12 protein-coding genes are annotated in these 21,650 nt (G+C 58.1%); all 12 read left to right on the top strand.

Annotated elements, in window-relative coordinates:
• The first annotated feature begins 51 nt into the window (after window positions 1-51).
• The 12 genes from DQG13_RS23360 (at window position 52) to DQG13_RS23300 (ending at window position 21,638) form a co-directional block, all read left to right on the top strand.
• Window positions 52-672, top strand: coding sequence for an S-layer homology domain-containing protein (locus DQG13_RS23360; RefSeq protein WP_113022590.1), 621 nt, complete (start codon window positions 52-54; stop codon window positions 670-672).
• A gap of 127 nt (window positions 673-799) precedes the next feature.
• Window positions 800-2,320 (top strand): extracellular solute-binding protein, encoded by a 1,521-nt coding sequence (locus tag DQG13_RS23355; RefSeq protein ID WP_181592951.1) that lies wholly within the window; start codon window positions 800-802, stop codon window positions 2,318-2,320.
• Between the two features lie 18 nt (window positions 2,321-2,338).
• Window positions 2,339-3,985 carry a right-handed parallel beta-helix repeat-containing protein gene (locus DQG13_RS23350; protein WP_113022588.1) on the top strand — a complete coding sequence of 549 codons (1,647 nt, stop codon included), beginning with the start codon at window positions 2,339-2,341 and terminating at the stop codon, window positions 3,983-3,985.
• Between the two features lie 5 nt (window positions 3,986-3,990).
• Window positions 3,991-4,941, top strand: coding sequence for an ABC transporter permease (locus DQG13_RS23345; RefSeq protein WP_258525821.1), 951 nt, complete (start codon window positions 3,991-3,993; stop codon window positions 4,939-4,941).
• A 9-nt stretch (window positions 4,942-4,950) separates the two neighbouring features.
• Window positions 4,951-5,823, top strand: a complete 873-nt coding sequence (locus DQG13_RS23340; RefSeq protein ID WP_113022587.1) for a carbohydrate ABC transporter permease — start codon at window positions 4,951-4,953, stop codon at window positions 5,821-5,823.
• A gap of 70 nt (window positions 5,824-5,893) precedes the next feature.
• The gene (locus DQG13_RS23335) at window positions 5,894-7,480 is read left to right on the top strand and encodes an extracellular solute-binding protein (RefSeq protein WP_113022586.1); all 1,587 of its coding nucleotides are present in this window, start codon (window positions 5,894-5,896) and stop codon (window positions 7,478-7,480) included.
• A 75-nt stretch (window positions 7,481-7,555) separates the two neighbouring features.
• On the top strand, window positions 7,556-9,430 hold the full coding sequence (locus DQG13_RS23330) for a glycoside hydrolase family 97 protein (RefSeq protein ID WP_181592950.1): 1,875 nt from the start codon (window positions 7,556-7,558) through the stop codon (window positions 9,428-9,430).
• Between the two features lie 284 nt (window positions 9,431-9,714).
• Window positions 9,715-17,154, top strand: coding sequence for an S-layer homology domain-containing protein (locus DQG13_RS23320; RefSeq protein ID WP_181592949.1), 7,440 nt, complete (start codon window positions 9,715-9,717; stop codon window positions 17,152-17,154).
• Between the two features lie 512 nt (window positions 17,155-17,666).
• A complete protein-coding gene (locus DQG13_RS23315; RefSeq protein WP_113022582.1) occupies window positions 17,667-18,533 on the top strand; it encodes an SDR family NAD(P)-dependent oxidoreductase in 867 nt (288 codons plus the stop codon).
• The gene (locus DQG13_RS23310) at window positions 18,530-19,498 is read left to right on the top strand and encodes an aldose 1-epimerase (protein WP_113022581.1); all 969 of its coding nucleotides are present in this window, start codon (window positions 18,530-18,532) and stop codon (window positions 19,496-19,498) included. The genes DQG13_RS23315 and DQG13_RS23310 overlap by 4 nt, the downstream gene beginning before the upstream one ends.
• Window positions 19,499-19,503: 5 nt before the next feature.
• Window positions 19,504-20,691 carry a mandelate racemase/muconate lactonizing enzyme family protein gene (locus DQG13_RS23305; protein WP_113022580.1) on the top strand — a complete coding sequence of 396 codons (1,188 nt, stop codon included), beginning with the start codon at window positions 19,504-19,506 and terminating at the stop codon, window positions 20,689-20,691.
• A complete protein-coding gene (locus DQG13_RS23300; protein WP_113022579.1) occupies window positions 20,688-21,638 on the top strand; it encodes an ABC transporter permease in 951 nt (316 codons plus the stop codon). Before DQG13_RS23305 ends, DQG13_RS23300 begins: the two co-directional genes overlap by 4 nt.
• Window positions 21,639-21,650: the final 12 nt, after the last annotated feature.

Raw genomic sequence — 21,650 nt, 5'->3', positions numbered from 1 at the left:
GGCATACCCGCTCCGGTGACAAGCGGCAAATACGAACCGGAGACGGGAAGGGTGACGTTCGCTGCGTCGCATTTCGGCACGTATGCAGTGGTGTATGTCACGATGGAGTTCAATGATCTGGATGGGACGCCCTGGGCCCGGAAAGCGGTTGAGGTGCTTGCAGCCAAAGGAATCGTGCAAGGGACTGCTCCGCGGACATATTCGCCGGAGGCCGGCATCACACGGGCTGAGTACGTCACTCTGCTTGCGAGAACGCTGGGCTTGTTCTCCGGCAGCAGCGGGACCGGGACCGGCGGACCGCGCTTCACCGATGTGCAGCCCGATGATTATTTCTTCGCTGCCGTGACGGCATTGTCCGAAGCGGGGATCTTGCAGGGCTATGAGGACGAAACCTTCCGTCCGGAAGAGCGGATCAAGCGGGAGGAGCTTGCGGCGTTGACGGAGCGTGCGCTCCAGGCGGCGCAAAAGCCCCTCAAGTCCGGGGACGCCTCCCTGCTGGATGGCTATGCCGACTCCGCGGATATCGCAGCTTATGCCCGCGGCAGCTTCACGCGGTTGATAGCCGCCGGCCTGCTGACGGGAGACCAATACGGGCTGCGTCCGGCGGAGGGCGCCACCAGAGGGGAAGCGGCCGTTCTGCTGCATCGGGTCTACAGCGGCGGGACGGAGTGAAATTTTAAAGCTTTTTTAGAAAAATTGAAAGGTTGCGGCTCTGCCTCAGGGTGTACACTATAGTTAGGTGATGAACCACGGAAGCTGTTCAAGCCGTGTACACCTTGAGGAAAGGGACGGGAGAAGCATGAGCAAGCAGCGATCGCGCATCGTTCCCGCATTGGCCGTCATCCTGTTGCTTTCGATAAGTCTGGCAGGCTGCAGGCAGCCGTCCGGAGGGGCGGAGCAGGAAGTCGGAAACGGCGGCGGACCCGTGACCCGGGTGAAAATCGAAGCCATGGTTTCGGCCCAGAACACCCTGCCGGCCGACGCCTCCCAGGACGTCATCAAGCAGGAACTGGACAAAGCGGTGGGCATCGATCTGAAGATTACCTCTTTGGTCGGAGGGGTGGATTACCGAAACCATTGGAACCTGCGGATCGCAGGCAACAGTCCCCCGGATATATTTTATGTGGACCGGATGGATATGATCCGGCTCTCCCGGCAGGGGGCGCTTTTGGACCTGACTCCCTATCTGGAACAGCTGGAATCGGCAATCCACTTCGTCGGCGAGGATTCCCTGGCCACGGGGACGGTGGACGGCAAGGTGTTTGGCATCCCCAAGACTTCCCCGGCTCCCCAATATACCTTGTGGCTGCGGCAGGACTGGCTGGAGCGGGTGGGCATGAATCCCCCGGCCACTCTGCAGGAGCTGATGCTGGTGATGAAGGCCTTTACCGAGAAAGATCCGGACGGCAACGGCAAGAATGATACCTACGGCTTCACGGGAAATCCGGTTACCAACGCGCTGGACCAGATTTTCGGCGCATTCGGCACGACGTTTCCCGGGAAACTGTATATCAAGGATGGTCTGCTGACCAATTCCGTTTACGATCCGTCCATGAAGCAGGCGCTGGCTTTCCTGAGGGAGATGGTAGTGAGCGGAGTTGTGGACCCGGATTTCCTGGCCAACACGAAGATGCAGCAGGTGAACAAGGCCTACCAGGGCCAGGTGGGCGTGCTTAACTTCAATTGGCCGATGGTCATCAACAAGGACACGGCGAAGCAAATCGAAGAGCTGCAGCCGAATGCCAGGTGGATTCAGATCCCGCCGCCGGAAGGGCCGGGCGGAGCCTATAACGAAATCGACGATTTCGGCGCCCGCAGCATTCTGGTCATGCCGGTGACGTTGCAGAATGAGCCGGGCAAGCTGGAGGCGATCATCCGGCTTCTGACCTACATGTCCTCGCCGGAGGGCTCCCGTCTTGTACAGTACGGGCTGAAGAACGTGCATTACACCATGGACGGCAGCGATGTCAAGCCCACGGACAAAATCAACGAGGTGCTGTATTCCCATCTGTACCAGCTGCTGGGCCGGGAGGAAATGACGTACCTCCAGACCAAATTCCCGGCGGCGGAGCCGTACTTCCGCTTCGCCATCGCCCAGCCGCGGATCAAGGTGTACGACTCGTTCGTCCAGATGCCGGACGACTACCCGGCGGCGGACATCAAGCGCTACATCATGGAGCAGACGTACAAGTTCATCTATGGCAACCGTCCGTTGGAGGAGTACGACGAGTTTGTGCGCACCCTGGAAGCGAAATACGGCTACGATTCGTATATGAAGACGGCGCAGCGGCAGTTGGAAGAGCAAGGGCTGCTGCAATGACGAGGGGAGGAGAAGGGAATGGTTCGACTGGCAGAGGATGCGGAGCGCGACGTGCTGGTCCGGGATTTCGGGGCCGTGCCGGATGACCCGGCCGACCAGGCGGCGGCACTCCGGGCGGCCATCGCCTATGCGGCGGCACACGGGAAAGCCCGTGTGCTGCTGGAGGCCGGCCGCTACTCCCTGCACAGCTTCGTGGTTGACAGCGACGAGAAGCATCCGGGATGGTGCATGAGGCATCTGTGGTTATGCGGGGCGCAGGGGCTGACGCTGGAGGGCGCTACAGACGCCAACGGCCGTCCTGCCACCGTTCTGGCCGGCTGCCATGCAGGAGAGAACGAGCAGTATCTGCCCGCCATTCTGTGGGCGGACCGGTGCGCTGGCCTGCAGCTCCGGAATCTGGCCTTCACCCGCGATCCTGTATATTCCAGTGCAGGTGTAGTTGTGGGAAGAGGCGAGGATTACGTTGTTGTGGATGTATTCGAGGGCAATCCCCATAAGGACGGAATGGCCTGCTTCTGCGCCAACCGCTTCGACCTGCAGACCAAGGCGCTGCTGGGTGAAAGCGTAACCTATGGCCAGGGGGCCGAGGCCGGAGCCGTGTGGCGGAGCATCGAAGGCGGCGAAGGGCGGAGGCTGCGCCTGGACAGCGCCATGGTGGCGGGGCAAGTGAAGATCGGTGAAGGGTTTTCCTGGCACATGGGGGCCAACACGGAGTTTCAGGTTCAGTTGAAGGAATGCCGGGACCTGATCCTTGACAATCTGCATACGTCAAGCTCCAACGGATTCGCCATGCAGACCGAGTGCTGCCGCAATGTGAAGGCCAGCCGGATCAGGTTTCAGCCCGAGGGCAATCTGCTGTTCACGGCCCCCCGGGATGCCTGGAAAATGTATAAGTGCGAAGGTGTGTTCGAAATCGAACATATGTACGTGGAGGGCGTGCGGATGGACGGACAGAACATGCACAGCACCTTCCTGCTGGTGGACCGGATTCTGGATGACAGACGCTTGAGGCTGTGGGCCAAATGGAGCTACGCGCCTCTGCGGAACGGCTCGACGGTATCCATCTTCGCCGGCTCGGAGGAATACCGGAATACCATCCGCAGCTGGCGTCCGGACGGACAGGGAGAGAACGGCCACTATTATTGGGTGGAGCTCGCCGAGCCGGTGAACTCCATCCCTTTTACCCCCGCTGCGCATATGGTTGCTGCCTGTTGGGAGCCGGAGTCCTATACCATCCGCAGCTCGGCCTTCCGCAACATTGCCGGGTGCGGGCATATCGTCAAGCATCGGCAGGTGACCATCGAGGATGTGGACTACCGGAACCTGATGAACCCCGGCATTCTGATCGGGGCGGAATGGACGGGATTCTTCGAGGGCGGGCATCCCGGGCAGGTGACGGTGCGTCGCTGCACCTTCGACAACTGCGGCTATACGCCCCGCTGCGGCGCAACCGGGGGCATCGGCATCCGGACCGAGGGGCTGAAGGGCTTCTACAACAAGGATATTGTAATCGAAGATTGCACCTTCTGGCGGGTCCCGGTGGGGGTGGATGTGCATCATGCGGAGAACGTGCGGCTTACCGGGAATATATTCCCCAAGGGGGGAGAACGGTACTGGACCGATTCCCGCACGACGAAGCGCATCGTGATTGAAGAGAGGGAGTGAGCATCGTGGAGTTGGCAGCCGACAAGAAAGAGGAGGCTCCGGCAGCGGAGCGCAAAAGTGAGCTGAGAAGGCATTTCAGCTTGCATAAGTGGCTTTATATTTTCCTGATCCCCGGTTTTCTGTACCTGCTGGTCTTTAAATACATTCCCATGTTCGGCATTGTCATTGCCTTCAAGGATTTCAGCCTGGTGCGGGGAATTTGGGGGAGCGATTGGATCGGCTTGGAGAATTTCGCGTACTTGTTCCAGTCCAAGGACTTCTACATTGTGCTGCGGAACTCGCTCTTGCTGAGCTGCTACCAGATCATATTCGGGTTCCCGGCGCCGATCATTTTGGCGATCATGCTAAACGAAGTGCGCAGCGTCATCTTCAAGCGTGTGTCGCAAACCGTTTTGTACCTGCCTCACTTTATCTCCTGGGTGGTGCTGGCGGGAATAGTCATGAATTTTCTGTCGCCGTCCACGGGACCGGTCAACCATGTAATCAAAGCGCTGGGCCACGAGCCCATCTCCTTCCTGCTGGAGCCGAGTTATTTCCGGACGATTCTGGTATCGGCGGAGGTGTGGAAGGGTGTCGGCTGGGGAACCATCATCTATCTGGCCGCCATGACCGGCATTGATCCGTCTCTGTACGAATCGGCCCGGATGGACGGCGCTTCCCGGATACAGCAGGTCCGCTACATCACCCTTCCCGGCATCGCCTCGACCATCATCGTTCTGTTGATTTTGCAGCTGGGCAATATTCTTGACAACGGCTTCGAGCAGGTATTCCTGCTGTATAATCCGAGAACCTATGATGTGGCCGACGTCTTCGAAACCTATACGTACCGGATCGGACTCATCGACGGCAGATTGTCCTTCGGTGCGGCGGTGGGCCTGTTCAAAGCGGCAGTCGGCTTCGTATTGATCCTCATGGCCAACCGGATAGCGAAGCTGTTCGGCAAACAAATTTGGTAGGTGAGCAGGATGAGAAAAGCAAAATGGGATCTTTTCGATGCAGTCAACTATACGCTGATTACGATTATTTGCGCGGTTATGCTGTATCCGTTCTTGAATGTGGCTTCCGTATCGTTCAGCTCTTACAGCGCGTATGTGAATAACCCGATGATGATCTGGCCCCATGAATTCAATATCGATTCGTACAGAGAAATCATGAAGCGCGCCCTGTTGTGGAAAAGCTACCTGAATACGATTATCGTGACGATCTCAGGGGTCGGAACCGGGATTCTCCTGTACATTCTGACGGCTTATCCCTTGTCCAAGCGGATCGTGAAGGGACGCCGGACGCTGATGGTGCTGGTGGTGTTCACCATGCTGTTCAACGGGGGGCTGATCCCGAATTTCTACCTGATGCGTTCCCTTGGTTTGCTGGATACGTTGGCCGCTCTGGCCCTTCCCGCCCTGCTGTCGGGCTTCAGCCTGATTCTGATGAAGAATTTCTTCGAATCGCTGCCCGAGGAGCTGGAGGAAGCGGCCCGGATCGACGGGGCATCCGACCCGTTCATTCTCTTCCGCATCGTCGTCCCGCTGTCCAAGCCGATTATCGCCACGTTGTGCCTGTTTGCAGCCGTCGGCTACTGGAATAACTTCTTCAACGGAATCGTCTACATCCGCAGCGAGAACAAATGGCCGCTTATGCTGTATCTGCGCGAGGTGATCCAGTCTGCCAGCACCATGGCCGAGCAGGCCAATGCGGCGGAGATGGGTGCCCAGAACGTCACCAGCGAAACCTTGAAATATGCCACGTTGATCATTGTCATGATTCCGATACTATGCGTATACCCGTTCCTGCAAAAATATTTCGTCAAGGGCATCATGCTGGGTTCGGTCAAAGGATAGCTGCCAGGGGTTACCCTGATGCTATAAAAAGCTTTACCAATGCGTTCCACACAAATGGGAGGGGATCTGAATGTTCAAAAAACGGAAAGGAATGCTGGCCGTCCTGTCAGCCGCCGTGCTGATGACTACTGCTGCGTGCGGAGGGTCGGACTCAGGCAATGAAGCCGCCACAACGTCCCCCGGCGCCACGGGAGGGGCCGCAACGGCTGCGCCAACCACATCGGCGCCGGTGGCGATTAAGATTATGGGGAACTATGACCAGCCGGAGATCAGCGAGACCGACGCCAAATTCATTCAGGAGCTGGAGAAAAAGAACAATGTGAAGCTGACCTTCGAAATTCCGCCGTCCACAGGCTATGTGGAGCGTGTGCAGCTTATGCTGGCGTCGGGGGAATATCCGGATGTGGTGTTCTTCGGCAATACGTCGGAGAAGAGCTTCCAGAACGCGGTGAAGGACGGCATTCTCATCCCGGTCAACGACTACATCAAGTCAGCGAAAAATCTGGAGAAGTTCACGTATCCCGCTTCGTGGGACCAACTGAAGATCAACCAGGACGGGAAAATTTACGGCATTCCGCGGACCTCGGTGGTCCGCAACGACGGCTACTGGGTGCGCAAAGACTGGCTGGACAATGTAGGCATCACCATTCCGGCCAACAGTGAAGTGACCATTGCCCAGTTCGAGGACATTCTGGTCAAATTCACGAAGAATGATCCGGACAAAAACGGCAAGAACGACACCTACGGCTATGCCGGGGCGTATAACGGCCGCAAGGTGCTGGACCCGCTTCTGACCGGTCCCTTCGGGCTGCTGGGATGGCAGAAGGCTGCCGGCGGCGCTTACGAATATATGAACCCGATGTATGACAAGCAGAGCGACGCGTTCAAAAAAGCCTTGGAGTTCACCACCAAGATGTACAAGGCCGGCGTGTACGATCCGGACTCGGCATTGAACGACGGCACGAAGCAGCGGGAGCGCTTCTGGCGCGGACTGACCGGTGTTTATCCCGGCTTTGCCGGCCATTACGCCTGGCATTTGACAGAAGTTCAGAAGCAGAACCCCAAGGCGGAGCTTACCTTCATTCACGTGCAGAATGAGAAGGGCGAAGTGAAGGGCGGCAATCTGGCCACCAGCCCAACCGGCTTGTGGGGCTTCTGGGCAATTACGAAGTCGGCGAAAAATCCGCAAAAAATCGTGGAGCTGCTGGACTCCTGGCTGTCGGATGAATTGTGGCCCACCGTTGTAGACGGATACGAGGGGCAAGATTACGCCTTGCAAAATGGAGAGAAGGTTGCGATTAACCCCGCACCGAAAAACTACATCCGCCGCAATTCCATGCGCAGGGCCTATGACGCCGAATTCTTCATTACGGCAGGAACGCCCAAGGATGTGGAGAGCAAGATCATGCCTTGGCTGCAGAAGTCGCTGGATACGGTGATTGCGGGCAAGGATCTGGGCTTCCAGCCGGAGGCTTCAAAGAAGCCGAACTTTATGGATTACCAGAAGGTTTGGGACCAAACCATGATGAAAATCGTGGTGGGCGAAGCAACCGTCAGCGAGTTCGACAAGCTTCTGGACGGCTGGTATAAAGCCGGAGGGGAAGACTATGTCAAGGAAATGAATGAGTTTATCAAGAAAATGGAAGGCTCCAAATAGTCCCGATAAGATGACAGGGGAAGCGCAAAGCGAAGGAGGCTTGCTTCCCCTTTTTCAATGGAGGAGGAATGGTTTATGGAAGCATCGGCAGCACAGCATCATGCGCAAACCTTCACTCTGGTTAGCCCCGGCGGTATGGTGAAGGGCGACATCCGCCTCTCATCCGCCGGAGTATTGGTCTATTCCGTTGCGGTTTACGGTGAGTCCGTTGTTGAGGAATCGGAGCTTGGCATTACGGTGGATGGGGTGTGCTTAGGCTCGGAGGTGCGGATAGAGGGCGGGAGCGTTGCGGAAATCCGGGAAACATACCCCACCAGGGGCTGTCATACGCAGGCGGTAAACCATTGCTTCCAGTTGACGGCCGCTATCCGGCATGTGCCGTCAGATACCGTGTGGACGCTGATGGCCAGGTGCTACGACGACGGATTTGCCTTCCGGTATGTGATTCCCGGAGAAGCGGGAGCAGGCTCGCGCCTGGTAGGCGGCGAGGCCTCCAGCTGGACTATGCCGGCAGGCAGCAGCGTCTGGTACTTCGAGCGGGATAACGGCTGGAAGCTGAAGAGCTATGCGGGGGAATGGCTGAAGGTCCCGGCGGAGCGGCTCCATGAGGTATCCGGGCAGGGGCCGGTGCAGGGTACGCCGCTGGTCTATGATCTGGCCGGCGGGGATGGGCGACGGGTCCGGTATGCGGCTGTGATGGAAGCGGCCTTGTCCGATTACAGCGGCATGAGAATCGAGGCGCAGGAAGGACGGCGGCTGCGGGCGAATTTTACGGAAGGGGAGAACGGCTTCGAGGTTGCGGGGACCATTGTGACGCCCTGGCGGGTTGTGCTGGTCAGTCCGGATTTGGACGGTCTGGTCAATTCCGATCTGTTGACCAATCTGAACCCGGCCCCGTCTCCCGAGTTGTTCGCCGATACGGGCTATATCCGGCCCGGCCGCTCCGTCTGGCGCTGGTGGAGCCTCGGAACCGGCACGCCGGAAGAGGAGCGCCGGATGATCGATTGCGCACAGGAGTTGGGCTTCGAATATACGACCATCGACGAGGGCTGGGAGCGGTGGGACGATCCATGGGGCAGCCTGCGGGAGCTGACGGCTTATGCCGCTGAACGGGGGATCGGCGTCTTCGTCTGGAAACGGTCCAAGGAAATCAACCATCCTGCGGACGGCTGGGCCAGCATCCGCAGCTTCTTCCGCAAGGTGAAGGAAGCGGGATGTGCCGGCCTTAAGGTCGATTTCATCGACTGTGAGGATAAGGCTTCTATCGACTTCGAAGTGAATGCCCTTCGGATTGCCGCAGAGCTTAAGCTGATGATAAACTTCCACGGCATCTCCAAGCCGACGGGAGAGTCCCGGACCTATCCCAACGAAATCTCCCGTGAAGGCATTCGCGGACTGGAGCTGAACAAGATGAAGGAGGGGCCGATCCCCGCCTTCCATAATGCCGCTCTGCCGTTTACCCGATTCGTTGCCGGGCATGGCGATTATACGCCGGTGGGCTTCACCAATCCGGGGGCTACCACATGGGCGCATCAGCTGGCCACCGCCGTCCTGTTCACCTCGCCGCTTCAGGTGATCGCCGAGAATCCGGAGGTGCTGCTGCGCGACCAGCGGGTTGCTCCGGCTTTGGAGCTGCTGAAGGCGATCCCCAGCGTATGGGATGAGACCCGTGTGCTGCCTGTGAGCGATATCGCCCGGTTGGCCGTGATGGCCCGCAGGAGCGGGCAGGTCTGGTTTCTGGCGGCATTGAACGGCACCGGCAAGGCGATGACGGTGGAGCTGGAGCTTGCCCCGCTGCTTGGCGATGTCCGCTGGGGCGGCGTCCAGGTCTTGAGTCCGACGCCTGAAGTTTTGGAGAGACGGGAACTGCGGCGGGAGCCTGGGGATGGTGCCATACGGATTGCTCTGCAGCCGGCTGACGGCTGGGTGGCCATGATCACCCCCAATTAGAATGACAGATGATATCCATGCCTTTGCCACTTTTGCTGAGGTTGTCCCTTATTTTGGGGGCAGCCTCTTTTTTGCTTGCGCGCTCGGACAGGTGCGAAAAATTTTTATACTATTTCAAAAAATATTTCAAAAATCATCCAGCCGTTTTTTTTATCATGGAAAGGGACAGGGAAGGGGGGATACTCAGCGAAATTTCAAGAGCTTCAAATGAAAGCGGTAACAAATTGGGAGGCCCTGTTTTGCCGGTTTCCTGAATGACAATTTTTGGGAGGGATTTTATTTTTATGATGAAGCGAATGCTCTCTCTGCTTTTGGCCATTTTGCTGCTGGGCTCATTTATCCCGCAGCTGGCTTTTACTCCAACAGCCCGGGCGGATACCGGACCGCAGCCGGAAGAGAAGCTGCACTATTACATCCCGCCGAACTATTTTTACAGCTTTGGTTCGTGGACGTTAACCGGAAGCTACGTAACCGGCCGGGCCACGGCGTCTACAGCGGAGGAAGCGGACCCGGGCGACGGCGGGGAGCCGGCTATTGCCAGGGTCAATGTTGAGTCTGCCGGCCAATACAAGCTGTGGGTGCGGGACCGGGATTTTGCCACCAATCAGCCTGGCACCCGTACCTTCCATGTGGGGGTGGACGGGGCAAGGGCGGACAAGAAATTCGGCGCTCACGGACAAGAGGGCTTCCGTTGGACGGAGGTGGGGGTTTACACCTTGGAGGCCGGGGTTCATGAATTGTCCCTGATCGATACCTCCGCCTTCTATGCCCGTTGCGAAGGGTTCTTTCTCACCAAGGATTTAAGCCTTGTTCCTCCGGAGGATCTGGATGAATTGATTGAGCTGGCGCAGCCTGAGGACCCGTTCTCCGCGCTGCCTCCCGCCGATTTTCCGGAATGGGCGGCAGCCGATGTCCCTTCCGCTGAAACAGCCTCGATTGAAAACGGGAGCGTCAAGGTGGTGTTTCATAAGGGAACCGGCCAGGAAGGCGATCTGGTGCAAAATGAAATTTTTATCAAAGAGGATGGCCAATGGCTGCAGGTGAAGGAAAAGACAGAGCAGCTGGGTTTCCTGATGATGGCCGCCTCCAATAGCCAGTTTGCCGGCCAAGACGGGCAGTTTATTCAATTCAGTCAGGAAGTGGAGCTGGAGGGTGTCTCCGTCAATACCGTCGTCAGCGATTTTTTTCGCTCCGGGGTTCCCGTCTGGTTTATTCCCAGCGGTTTTACGAAGATCAATGACCATAAGGTAGAGCTCAGCTTTCCAAGCCACAGTGAAGCGGAGCTGAAGGTTGTCTTTGAATTGGATGATCTGAGCGATGATCCCAAGGTTACTCTGGAGGCGGAATTCTCTCAGGAGGGAGCCTATTCGTTCCTGCTGTTCAGCGGGAATGAAACCGCCTACAGTGACTTTGACACCGTTACTGCGCCTTTGCTGTATGTGAAAAAGAATGTTCCGGCCGGCTCAACGATTGTGCCGGAGTCCTACTTGTTTACGCCAATGGCTACCCTGCATTACGCGGAGGGAAACACCCGCTTTGGGGGCAAGGCGATGACCTCGGGCATTGCCATGGACCCGGTGTCGGTGCCGCAGGATTATGCCTATCCGGAAACCTCCTCCTTCGGTCTGGTGCTCCGCGGGCCGGAGCAGAATGTGCGGCCGCAATTTACCGCGCCCATGTTCGGTTCGGGGCACAGCCTATTCGAGGCGGGGGACAGCTATTCCGTGTCCTACCGGATTATTAACCAAGCGGCTTCCTGGTATGATACCTTCAAGCATACCGCAGAAAATCTGTATAACGCCCGGGATATCCGCACCAACTATTTCCACTCGCTGAATGAAGCCATCTATAACGCCACCGACCTGATGATGGACGACGATTACGGCGGCTGGGATACAGAAGACATGGCCCATTACAATATGGAGGAGAAGGATCTGGTTACCGTCTCCAACAGCATGGCGGCTTTGCAGCGCTATCTGCTGACGGAGGATGAAGCGATTTTGGATGACCGCGCCATACCCACTCTGGCCTACATATTGGGCAGAAACAGGCCGCATTTTCGGGGAACGGGAGACGGGGGAACCAGCAATTATGCAGGTGCCCTGCCCACTCCTATTGGCGGGCCCATCACCAATTATTCTGCGCATGTTTACGGCGGTCTGTATGAAATGACCCAGGGACGGATGCCTTTCCTGTTGGATCAGGCGGTACAGTCTCCCTCCCAGCAAGCCAGCCTAGCCGGAGTGGCGGACCAGGCGATTATGTTCAAATACACTGAGGATGAGCAGTATTTGAATCATTTGCGGACGCTGGCCGACCGCTATTTGCAGCAGCATCCCAATGCGGGAGCCAACCGGGAAATCCGCTTTGTCAACGGCTTTGTATATGGGGATTATATTCCGATGGTTGCCACTCTGCTGGCCGCTTATGAGGCCACGGGAGAACAGCGCTATCTGGATGGGGCGGAGCAGAACGCCCAATTGCTTCTGACCGGCGTATGGACTACGGGCTATCATGATGATTACGCGGAAACGGATTATACCGTCACTCAGGAAAAATCCGGCACCCGGCCCCTGTACGCCAACCGCTTCAATTTCTGGTGGCACGGCGAGCAGCAATGGCGGCTGGGCAATGTGGACGGAGAAGCCAAACCCGCCCAAGAGCTGGGCGTGCCTCTGGAAACGGAAACGGCTCCGGGCTGGCTGGGCGGCCGGGTTGGCATGGGGACGGAGCATCCCTCTACTCCGGGGCACGGCAATGTGATCACCATGAACAACTGGGCGGGGATGCTCGCGAAGCTGTCGGTGTACACCGGGGATGAGTTTTTCTACAACATGGCCCGCAACGCTACCATCGGCCGGTACGGCAACTATCCCGGCTACTATCAGGACCGGATTCTCTTCCATCAGATGAAGGAGGATTATCCGTACACCGGACCGGACTTTACCTCCATCTATTGGCACCACATTCCGGTGTTCATCAGCATGCTGGAGGATTTCCTGATCAACAGCGCCTGGGTGAAGTCGGAGCAGCATGTGGAGTTCCCGTCTCTTTACCAGTCGGGGTACGCCTATTTCGCCTCCAATCAATTCGGCCATGCGCCGGGGAAATTTTATGAGGAAGAGGACATGTGGCTGTGGCTGGACCGGGGCATCGTAGAGCCGGATACGGTGGAAATCGACTATGTGGCCGCCCGCAAGGACGGGGTGCTGGGCGTGGCCCTGATGAATGAAGGCAATGATGCGGTGACCTCCACAGTGACGCTGGGAGAGAAGGCCGATCCTGCCGGGAGCTATACGGGTACGGCAACGGTCTATGAGGCGGACGGAAGCAAAAGCGCGGTGAGCGTGGTGAACGGAGCCTTTACGCTGACCATCCCGGCCAAAGGGATCAAGTCCGTGGTGCTCCATGGCCTGACAGCGGTGAAGACGCCGGCGTATGCCAATCCGGACTTCGAGTATTCCAATTATACGGAAGGCACTACAGTGGAGCATACCCGGGGCAAGGGCCATGTGATCCAGGTAACGCCGGAGAGCTATTATGCCTACGTGTACGCAACGGATCAGAATGACACCACCGACAAGGCAGTTCTGAACTATACCATTGGAGGAGAGTCCTTCAGCGCGGAAAAGACGGGTTATCCCTATGAGTTCCTGATTAAAGTGGATGATCCTTCCAAGAGCTTTCAGTATGAGCTGACAGTTTTCAAAACGGACGGCGGAACGGAGGTTCTGGGCGGCGGAGAGCTGAAGCCCTATGATTTCTCCCATTCGGGCATCGAACTGGAGACGAGTCAAGGGAATACTGTAAGCATGGATACATGGGCGCTGAGCAGCGGCGCCGATTCCCAAAACAATACGCTGCGGTTGGAGGTGCCGGCGGAGGACTTCTTCCCGCTGCTCCCGGCGGCGAATGTGCTGAAGGGGATGAAGGTGAGCGGTGTGCTGACCCATAGGACGGATGGCTCCACCAGGCTGCTGTCCAGTGAAATTGTGGGCAACGAGGTGAATCATGCGGCAGGGACGTTAACGCTGATAGTCAAACCGACTGCCGCAGTTCCGTTGGCTTCCTATGACAGCTATAATATCTTCCTTTCTGTTCAGGTGCCGGCGGAGCGGGTGCTGGAATATGAGGAATTGGAGGTTGCGGTGACTCTGGCAGGCATGAACTCCTCCCGCAAGGAAATCCGTCTGGTGGTCAGCCAGTCCGATTTTCCCTATCCGCTGGAGGAGAATAAGCTCAAGGGCTTGAGGATCAAGGGGACGCTGACCCATAAGCAGGATCAATCGGTGCTGCAGCTGGATTCGGTAATCCGGGGCAATGAAGTGCGAGCCGGCGGCACCACGGTGCTGGTGGTGGAGCCTACGCTTGATGTTCCATTGAAAGATTATAAGGATTACAATTTTGCGGTCAAAGTGGTTTCTCCGGCGTATTGGCGCGTGGACTCGCTGCTTGAGCCGGTAGATGTTGCCGTGACTTTGGCGGGCATGAACTCCGCGAAAAAAGAAATCCGTCTGGTGGTCAGCCAGTCCGATTTCCCTGAGCCCTTGGAGGTCAATTCCCTGCAGGGCTTGAAGATCAAGGGAACGCTGACCCACAAGACGAACCAATCGGTGCTGCAGCTGGATTCGGTGATCCGCGGGAATGAAATTCGGACCAACGGAACGACGGTGCTGGTGGTGGAGCCTACGACGGCGGTCCCATTGGCGGACTATAAGGACTATAATTTCGATATAGCGGTATATTTCCCAGTGTCTGAACAAGGAAGCTATGAAGCTCCGTTCGATCTGACCGTAACTCAGGCGGGCATGAATCCCGGCCAGCGGGTGCTGCGGCTGGTTGTGCCCCAGAGCGAGTTTCCTGTGCCTTTGGAGGAGCTTCTGCCCAACGGGCTGCGCATTACTGGCGAATTCAAGAATATCCACGACGGCACGGTGCTGGGGCTGGACAGCTTTGTGCTGAGCACGGAGATCCGGTCCTCCGGCACAGCGGTTCTGGTGGTGCCTCCTACCTCCCGGGTATTGCTGAAGGAGTACAAAAACGCTGATTACACCATGAGCCTGACCATCCATCCCCAACTGGAGGGAATCTGGAATCTGGATGACCGGCGGGAAGGGCATTTCCTGTACAAGGTCAATGAGGATGGCAATGGAGTGACCGTCACCGGTTTCACCGGACGGGGGGAGGCGGTTATTCCCCCGGTTATTGCCGGTCTGCCCGTTGTGGCCATTGGCGATTCCGCCTTCCAGGGCAAGGGGCTGACCCAAGCCGTGATTCCGGACAGTGTGCGCTCCATCGGCCATTCCGCTTTCCGGGACAATGCGCTGACCGGGATCGTATTGCCGGAGCAGGTGGAGACTGTGGAGGACTCGGCCCTGCGCCTCAATGCGCTGACGGAGGTGGCAGTGGGAGGAACGGATGCGGTGTTGGGCCGGCGGCTGTTGGACTTTAATCCCGCCGGTTTGACGATCCTGGGCTATGAGGGTTCAACCGCTCAAGCCTATGCCGCAGCCAATGGGTATAAATTCCAGGCTATTCTCCCGGTAGAGATCGGCTTTCAGCCCGATGGCCGGGAGGCCTGGGGCAAGACCGCTTCCACCGTGGTAAGCGTCACTTACGGCCGGCCGGAGGTGCTGGCCGTCTGGTCCCCCGGCCCGGAAACGCCGGGGAAGGAGGCAGGCTGGCAGCCGGTGGATGCGGCGCAGCCTGTGAAGCTGGAGGCCGGCGACGGCCTCTGGTATCTGCATGTGCGGGCGGAGGACGGGGCTGGCCACCCCGTTTTTGCCCGGTCCCAGGCGTTCCGGCTGGACAATACGGCTCCTGATCTGGAGGCGGTGGGGACGCAGGAGGACGGGACAGCCTATGCTCCCGGGGGGTGGACCTCCCGGACCGTAAGTTGGGCGGTCTATGCCCGGGATGAGGGCAGCGGCTTGGACCGCATTGACGTTTCGCTGGACGGCGGGGAGAATTGGCGGGAGTATGCTCCGGGGGAAGAACTGGGGCTGACGGATAGCGGCGTGCACACGCTGCTGTTCCGCGCCGCGGACCAGGCGGGCAATCTGGCGGAGGAAGCGTATGTGACGCGCATCAGCAAGGAAGGGCTGCAGGTGGCGGCGGGCTTCAGCAAGGACGACGGGACGGTGTATGTTTCCGGGACATGGAGCAACCGGCCGGTAACGGCCAGCGTGTACGCGGTTAATGTGAACGGGCCAACCGTTACGTCCGTTACCTACTCGCTGGATCAGGGGCAGGTATGGCTGCCGTATGAAGGCCCTATTGTTATCGGCCAAGAAGGGATTCACAAGCTCTGGTTCCAGGCGGAGGATGAGGCGGGGAACCGGATGCTGGAGAAAAGCGAGGTTCGGCTGGACCTGACTGCGCCGGAGGTGGAATTTGCCCCGGATGGAAGGGAAGAGGCATTGGAGGGGGCAGCCGCCGTTATAACAGTCCGGGATGAAGGCTCCGGAGCGGATGGAGGGTCCCTGGAATATGTATGGAGCCGCAGCCTGGACACACCGGGAGAGGAAGCGGGCTGGAGCGCTTTTGCCAATGGAGAAGCAGTAAGACTGGAGTCGGGCTACGGAGAGTGGGTGCTCCATGTCCGGGCAGCCGACCGGGCGGGAAATCGGGTGTTGGCCCAATCCCGGGTATTCCGGTTAGACGCGGCGGACTGGCATAATGCCTACTTGAGCAGCCTGAGCCTTGCGCCGGTAAACCTGGCGGGATTTGACCGGACGGTCACCGACTACACGCTGCACGCAGACCACCAAGTGGACAGCATAACGGTGAAGGCGGTGCCGAAGGTGCCGGAAGCGGCCATGAAGCTGAAGCATAATGGAGGAGAAGCCGTAGAGCTGGCAAGCGGGCAGACCACCGCCGGTTTGCCCCTTGCAGTGGGGACTAATCGGCTGGAGCTTCGGGTGACGGCGGCGGATGGAGCCGCGGAGAAGCTGTACACGGTGAACGTGATCCGGGCATCGGCGCCCTATGTTCCGCCGGAGGATGGGGATGAAGAGTCCAGTGAACCGGCTCCAGAGCAGCCGAAACCGAATGAGCCGACCGCCCTGGCCCCAGGGCAGCCGGAGCCGGGCAAACCGGGGGCGGGGGAGCCGGAGACAGGGGAGCCGGACACGGGAGGCCCGGGGGCGGAAGAGGAGCCGCCCTTCACCGATGCGGCTGACCATTGGTCCAAGGAGCTGTTCAGGGAGTTGAAGGAAAAGGGGATCATCGACGGTTATCCGGACGGCAGCATCCAGCCGGAGCGGGGCATGACCCGGGGGGAGTTTGCCGCGGTGCTGATCCGGGCGCTGGGCGAGGAATCAGCCGGAGCCAGGCTGCCGGAGGAAGCATTCGCGGATGCGGAGGCCCATTGGGCCAAGGAGGCGATTTACCAAGCCTATGTCCTTGGCTGGATCAACGGATTGGACGGTGGCCGGTTTGGCCCGGATGAAGGGGTGACCCGGGAGCAGCTGGTGGTAATCCTGATGCGGGCGATTCTGAGCATACAGGGCAAAACAGTGGAGGAGAGCGGACAGGCGGCGCTGCTTGCTTTCAACGATGAGGGGAAAATATCGTCCTGGGCCCTCGGATGGGTGAAGCTGGCGGTGAAAGAGGGCCTGGTTGATGGATATCCCGACGGCAGCTTCCGCCCTGCTGAGACCGCCACCCGGGCCGAGGCGGCGGCTTTGCTGGCCAGAGCGCTGCAAAGCTTAACCGGCCGCTAAGCTGCTGCAAAGCCGTTTTTCGCGCCGGATGGCCTCATCTTCGCAAGAGCTGTCCGAAACGTCAAATGGGAGGAATAAATATTCAGCAAGCTGCAAGCACTCGCGGAAAAAGGCTGTCTTGAAAGCTTTAAAAATGGGAGAAACGCTAACGAATCCAGGTATCGCTATTTGACTATAGGTGAGCCTGTTTGAAATCTAACGAATCGTAGGATCGCTATTTGTCCGGATTTGCGCCGAACTGCGTTCAAACAGGCGAATAACGTGATATAGATTCGTTAGATTTTTTATCATGCCCGTTTTGGCGAAATAGCGTGATAGAGATTCGTTAGCCAGATTCTGCTTGTCCTCAGACGTCACCTTGGCGTACCTTTCGGACAGCAGCCCCCTTTTCTCTTTTTCGGGCGGAGCATATAAAAATTTCTATACAACATCAATAAATTTTTAAAAAATGGCGAACGGCCCTTCTGTATCATAAGAAGTGTAAAGAGAAGCAGGGAAGGAGCGGATTGGCCATGCTGCTGAGTGGAAGAACCGCACTTGTAACAGGCGCAGCGGGTAAAATTGGAGCTGCCATTGCAAGGCGGCTGGCTGAAGAGGGCTGCCGGGTGGTCATGACGGATATCAAGGAACCGGAGCTGGAAGAGGCGGCTTCGCAGCTCCGGCAACGGGAACAGGGAGCGTCCGTCATCACCAGGCGGCTGGATGTTGCCTGCGAGGACGAGGTAGCGCAGGTTTTCGCCAGTCTGGAGCATCTGGATATCCTGGTGAACAATGCCGGTGTAACCCGGGCCGGCTCCATTGCCGGGCTGACGCTGGAGGAATGGCGGGAGACCCTCGATCTGAACCTGACCTCGGTCTTTCTTTGCGCCAAACATGCCCTGCCCTTGCTCCGCCGATCCTCCCGCCCTGCCGTGGTCAACATCTCTTCCATCAATGCCCTGCGGGCCAACCCGGGGTTTCCGGCTTATTCCGCGGCCAAAAGCGGCATCATGGCCCTCACCCGCCAGCTGGTGCTGGAGGGGGCCGCATGGGGGCTGCGGGCCAACTGCATTTCCCCCGCCTCGATTGTGACCCGGGAAGTTCAAGGCCAGCAATGGCCTAATCCGGACTTTCAGGCGAATGTGGATTGTTACCCCGCGGGGCGGTTGGGCTATCCGGAGGATGTGGCCAACGCGGTTCTTTTCCTGGCCTCAGACCTGGCGTCCTTCGTCAACGGGGCGGATCTGCCCTTGGATGGGGGCATGTCGGCGCTGGCGCCCGGAGCGCTGGTGCGGGACAGGCTGCGGGCCCGCTGGAAGCCGGGAAGATACGCATTCGTTTCCCGGGAAGAGGAAGCGCCTGAGGTGCGCCGGGAGGACTCCGGGGGACCAAAGCCATGAGCAAGCGGTACAGCGCCTCCATTATAGAGCTAGAGGGGGAATCCGTCCTGCGCCTGCGGGATGAACAAACGGATTGTACAGTGGACATTGCGCCCGGCATTGGCATGAATGTCATCCGTTATGCCCGGGGCGGCCGGGACATTATCCTGCCCCCGCTTTCACTGGCCCAACTGAGAAGATGGCCCACCCGCTTCGGCATTCCCGTATTGAGCCCGCCCGGCCGGGTCAGCGGGGGACGCTTCCAATATGCCGGACGCTCCTATCAGCTGCCGCTGACCCACGGGCCCCATCATGTGCATGGGGAAATCGGCAGGCTGCCCTGGGAGCTAAAGCGGCATGGCGCCTCTGCCGCGGAAGGGGCGTTTGCGGAAGCGGTGTACGCCTATGACCGGGACCCGCAGCGGTATGCTTATTTTCCCCATAAGCTGGAATGCCGTCTGACATACAGCGTGAGGGACGGGGATTTATACCTTCAAGGAAGCGCCTTCAACGGAGGGGAATGCACAGTCCCTCTTGCCCTGGGATTTCATCCGTATTTTGTCTTCTCCGGCGGGCTGAAGGATGTGGTGCTCTATGCGCCACCCTGTGCGGAATGGCCCCGAGACGGAGAAGGGCAAGCCGCCGGACTGCCCGTGCCTACCGGGCTCACACAAAGATTGGAGGAAGGGCTTCCGTTGGGGGAAATGAATAGCGATCTTGCCTTCCTCCGATTGGAGAGCAAGGAGAGCGTCTGGGTCATCGAGGATCGTCCTGCCGCCCGGCGTCTGCTCCTGCGGACGGACCCGCTGTTTTCCAATATGGTGCTGTTCAAACCCTCCTGGGCCAACGCCATTTCCCTGGAGCCCCACAGCTGCGTCCCCGATGCCTGCAATCTTCCATGGGACGGAGAAGAAACGGGGGCAAGAGGGCTGGATTCCGGAAGCGCCCGACTATTTTCCTGGTCCATACAAGTGAATGAGAGGTGACCGTAATGAAAATTACCAGTATCGAGGGCTTTATCGTCAAGCTGCCCCCGGCGAAGCCGGCCAGTACAGCCAATAGACGTTTTCTTACCAAGGACTATTATATTAACGAGGGCAGACGCTCCTGCATATATTCCACCCATGCGGAAACCGTATTTGTGAAGGTGACCACCGATGAAGGGGTGGAGGGCTGGGGAGAGATTCTGGCGCCCACCAATCCGGAGGTTGCGCTGGCCATCCTGAAGCATCATCTGGCCCCCTTGGCACTGGGGGAGAATCCTCTGCAAAATCAAGTGCTGTGGGACAAAATGCTGGATACGCTGCGGGAGCGGGGCTACACGGGAGGATATCTGGTCGACGCCATGGCCGGGCTGGATATTGCCTTCTGGGACATAAAGGGCAAGGCTCTGGGGCTTCCCGTCTGCATGCTTCTGGGCGGCAAATACCGGGATCGGCTGCGGTGCTATTGCTCCAGCGTTCCGGGAGCCACTGTGGAGGAGAAGCTGGAGAGTGTGGCGCGGATCAAGGAAGAAGGCTTCCGCGCCGTCAAAATCCATACCTTCGGGCAAGGCAAGACCAAGGACCTGGAGCTGCTCCATGCGCTTCGCCGCACCTATAATGCGGATCAGCTGGAACTGATGTATGACGCCCACGGGAAGCTGAACCATACCGAGGCCTATACGCTGGGAAGAGAGCTTGGCGAGATGGACGCCCTGTTCTTTGAAACGCCTCTCACCTTCGAGGACCTTCCCGGCCACCGCAAGCTGGCAGAGGCTGTAGATGTGGCGATTGCAGTGGGAGAGCCGCTGCGCACCATCTATACCTTCCGGGAATGGATCGTCTCCGGGGCGGTGGAGGTGGTTCAGCCGGACATGGGGCGCAACGGAATAACGGAGATGATGCGGATTGCCGCCTTGGCAGAGGCCCACCATCTCATGTTTGCCCCCCATCTCAGCGCCCACCAGGCCATCGGCCACGCCGCTTCCATTCATGTGTCGGCTGCCGTCTCCAATTTCCTGCTCTATGAATACCAGCCCAATGCGCTGAAGAGCTGCAGCCCTTATTCCCAGGCCGCATTCCGGCTGGAGAAGGACCACCTGACAGTGCCCGATGTTCCCGGGCTCGGTGTGGAAATCGATGAGCTGGCCTTAAAGCCGTTTGTAACCGGTTCCTTTAAGGAGGGGGAAGGCAAATGAATGTCGCCTTGGCAACCGAAAAACAGCGGGTGAAGCAGGGTTTGCTAAGGAGGCTGCTGCGCGTCATTCGCCGGTATAAGATCATGTATTTGCTGCTTGTTCCGGGTCTGGCCTACTTTACCATCTTCAAATATATTCCCATGCTGGGCTTGATTCTGGCCTTCAAGAAGTACAATGTGGTGTTGGGCTTCTGGGACAGCCCTTGGGTGGGGATGGCCAACTTCAACCAGTTCTTCGAGGGCGCCTATTTCTGGGACCTGATTGAAAATACCGTACTCATTTCCCTGTATAAGCTGTTGTTCGGATTTTCCGCTCCGGTAATCCTTGCCCTTATGCTCAATGAAATAAACAGACAGTGGTTCAAGCGGATCGTCCAAACCATCACCTACCTGCCCCATTTTCTGTCATGGGTCATTGTCTATGGTCTTATGCTGGCTCTGCTTTCCCCCGGCGAGGGGGTGGTCAATATTGTTCTGAAGCAGATGGGTTATGACAGCATTTCCTTTCTGACGTCTCCCAACTGGGCCCGGTTTCTGGTGGTCGCTTCAGATATTTGGAAGGAGATCGGCTGGGGCGCCATTCTCTATCTGGCCGCGCTGGCGGGCATTGATCCCAGTCTGTACGAGTCCGCCCGGATGGACGGCGCTTCCAAGTGGAGGCAGATCTGGCATGTCACCTTGCCGGGCATCCGCAATGTCATCATTGTGCTGTTGATTATCAAGCTGAGTCATATCCTGGACGCAGGCTTCGATCAAATCTTTATGATGGCCAACGTCTTCAACCAGGAGAAGATCGACATTATTGATACATGGGTCTACCGGGAGGGTGTGCAGCGGCTGCAGATGGGGATTGCTACGGCAGTGGGCATGTTCAAATCCCTGATCGGACTGGTGCTGGTGGTAGGCGCCAATGAACTGGCCAAGAAATTCGACGGACAAATCTGGTGACGAAGGAGGAGA

The sequence above is a fragment of the Paenibacillus sp. YN15 genome (genome assembly GCF_003285005.1).
GTDB lineage: Bacteria > Bacillota > Bacilli > Paenibacillales > NBRC-103111 > Paenibacillus_AR.
The sequence above is the reverse complement of the archived record's forward strand: the minus strand, read 5'-3'. Positions and strand labels throughout refer to the sequence as shown.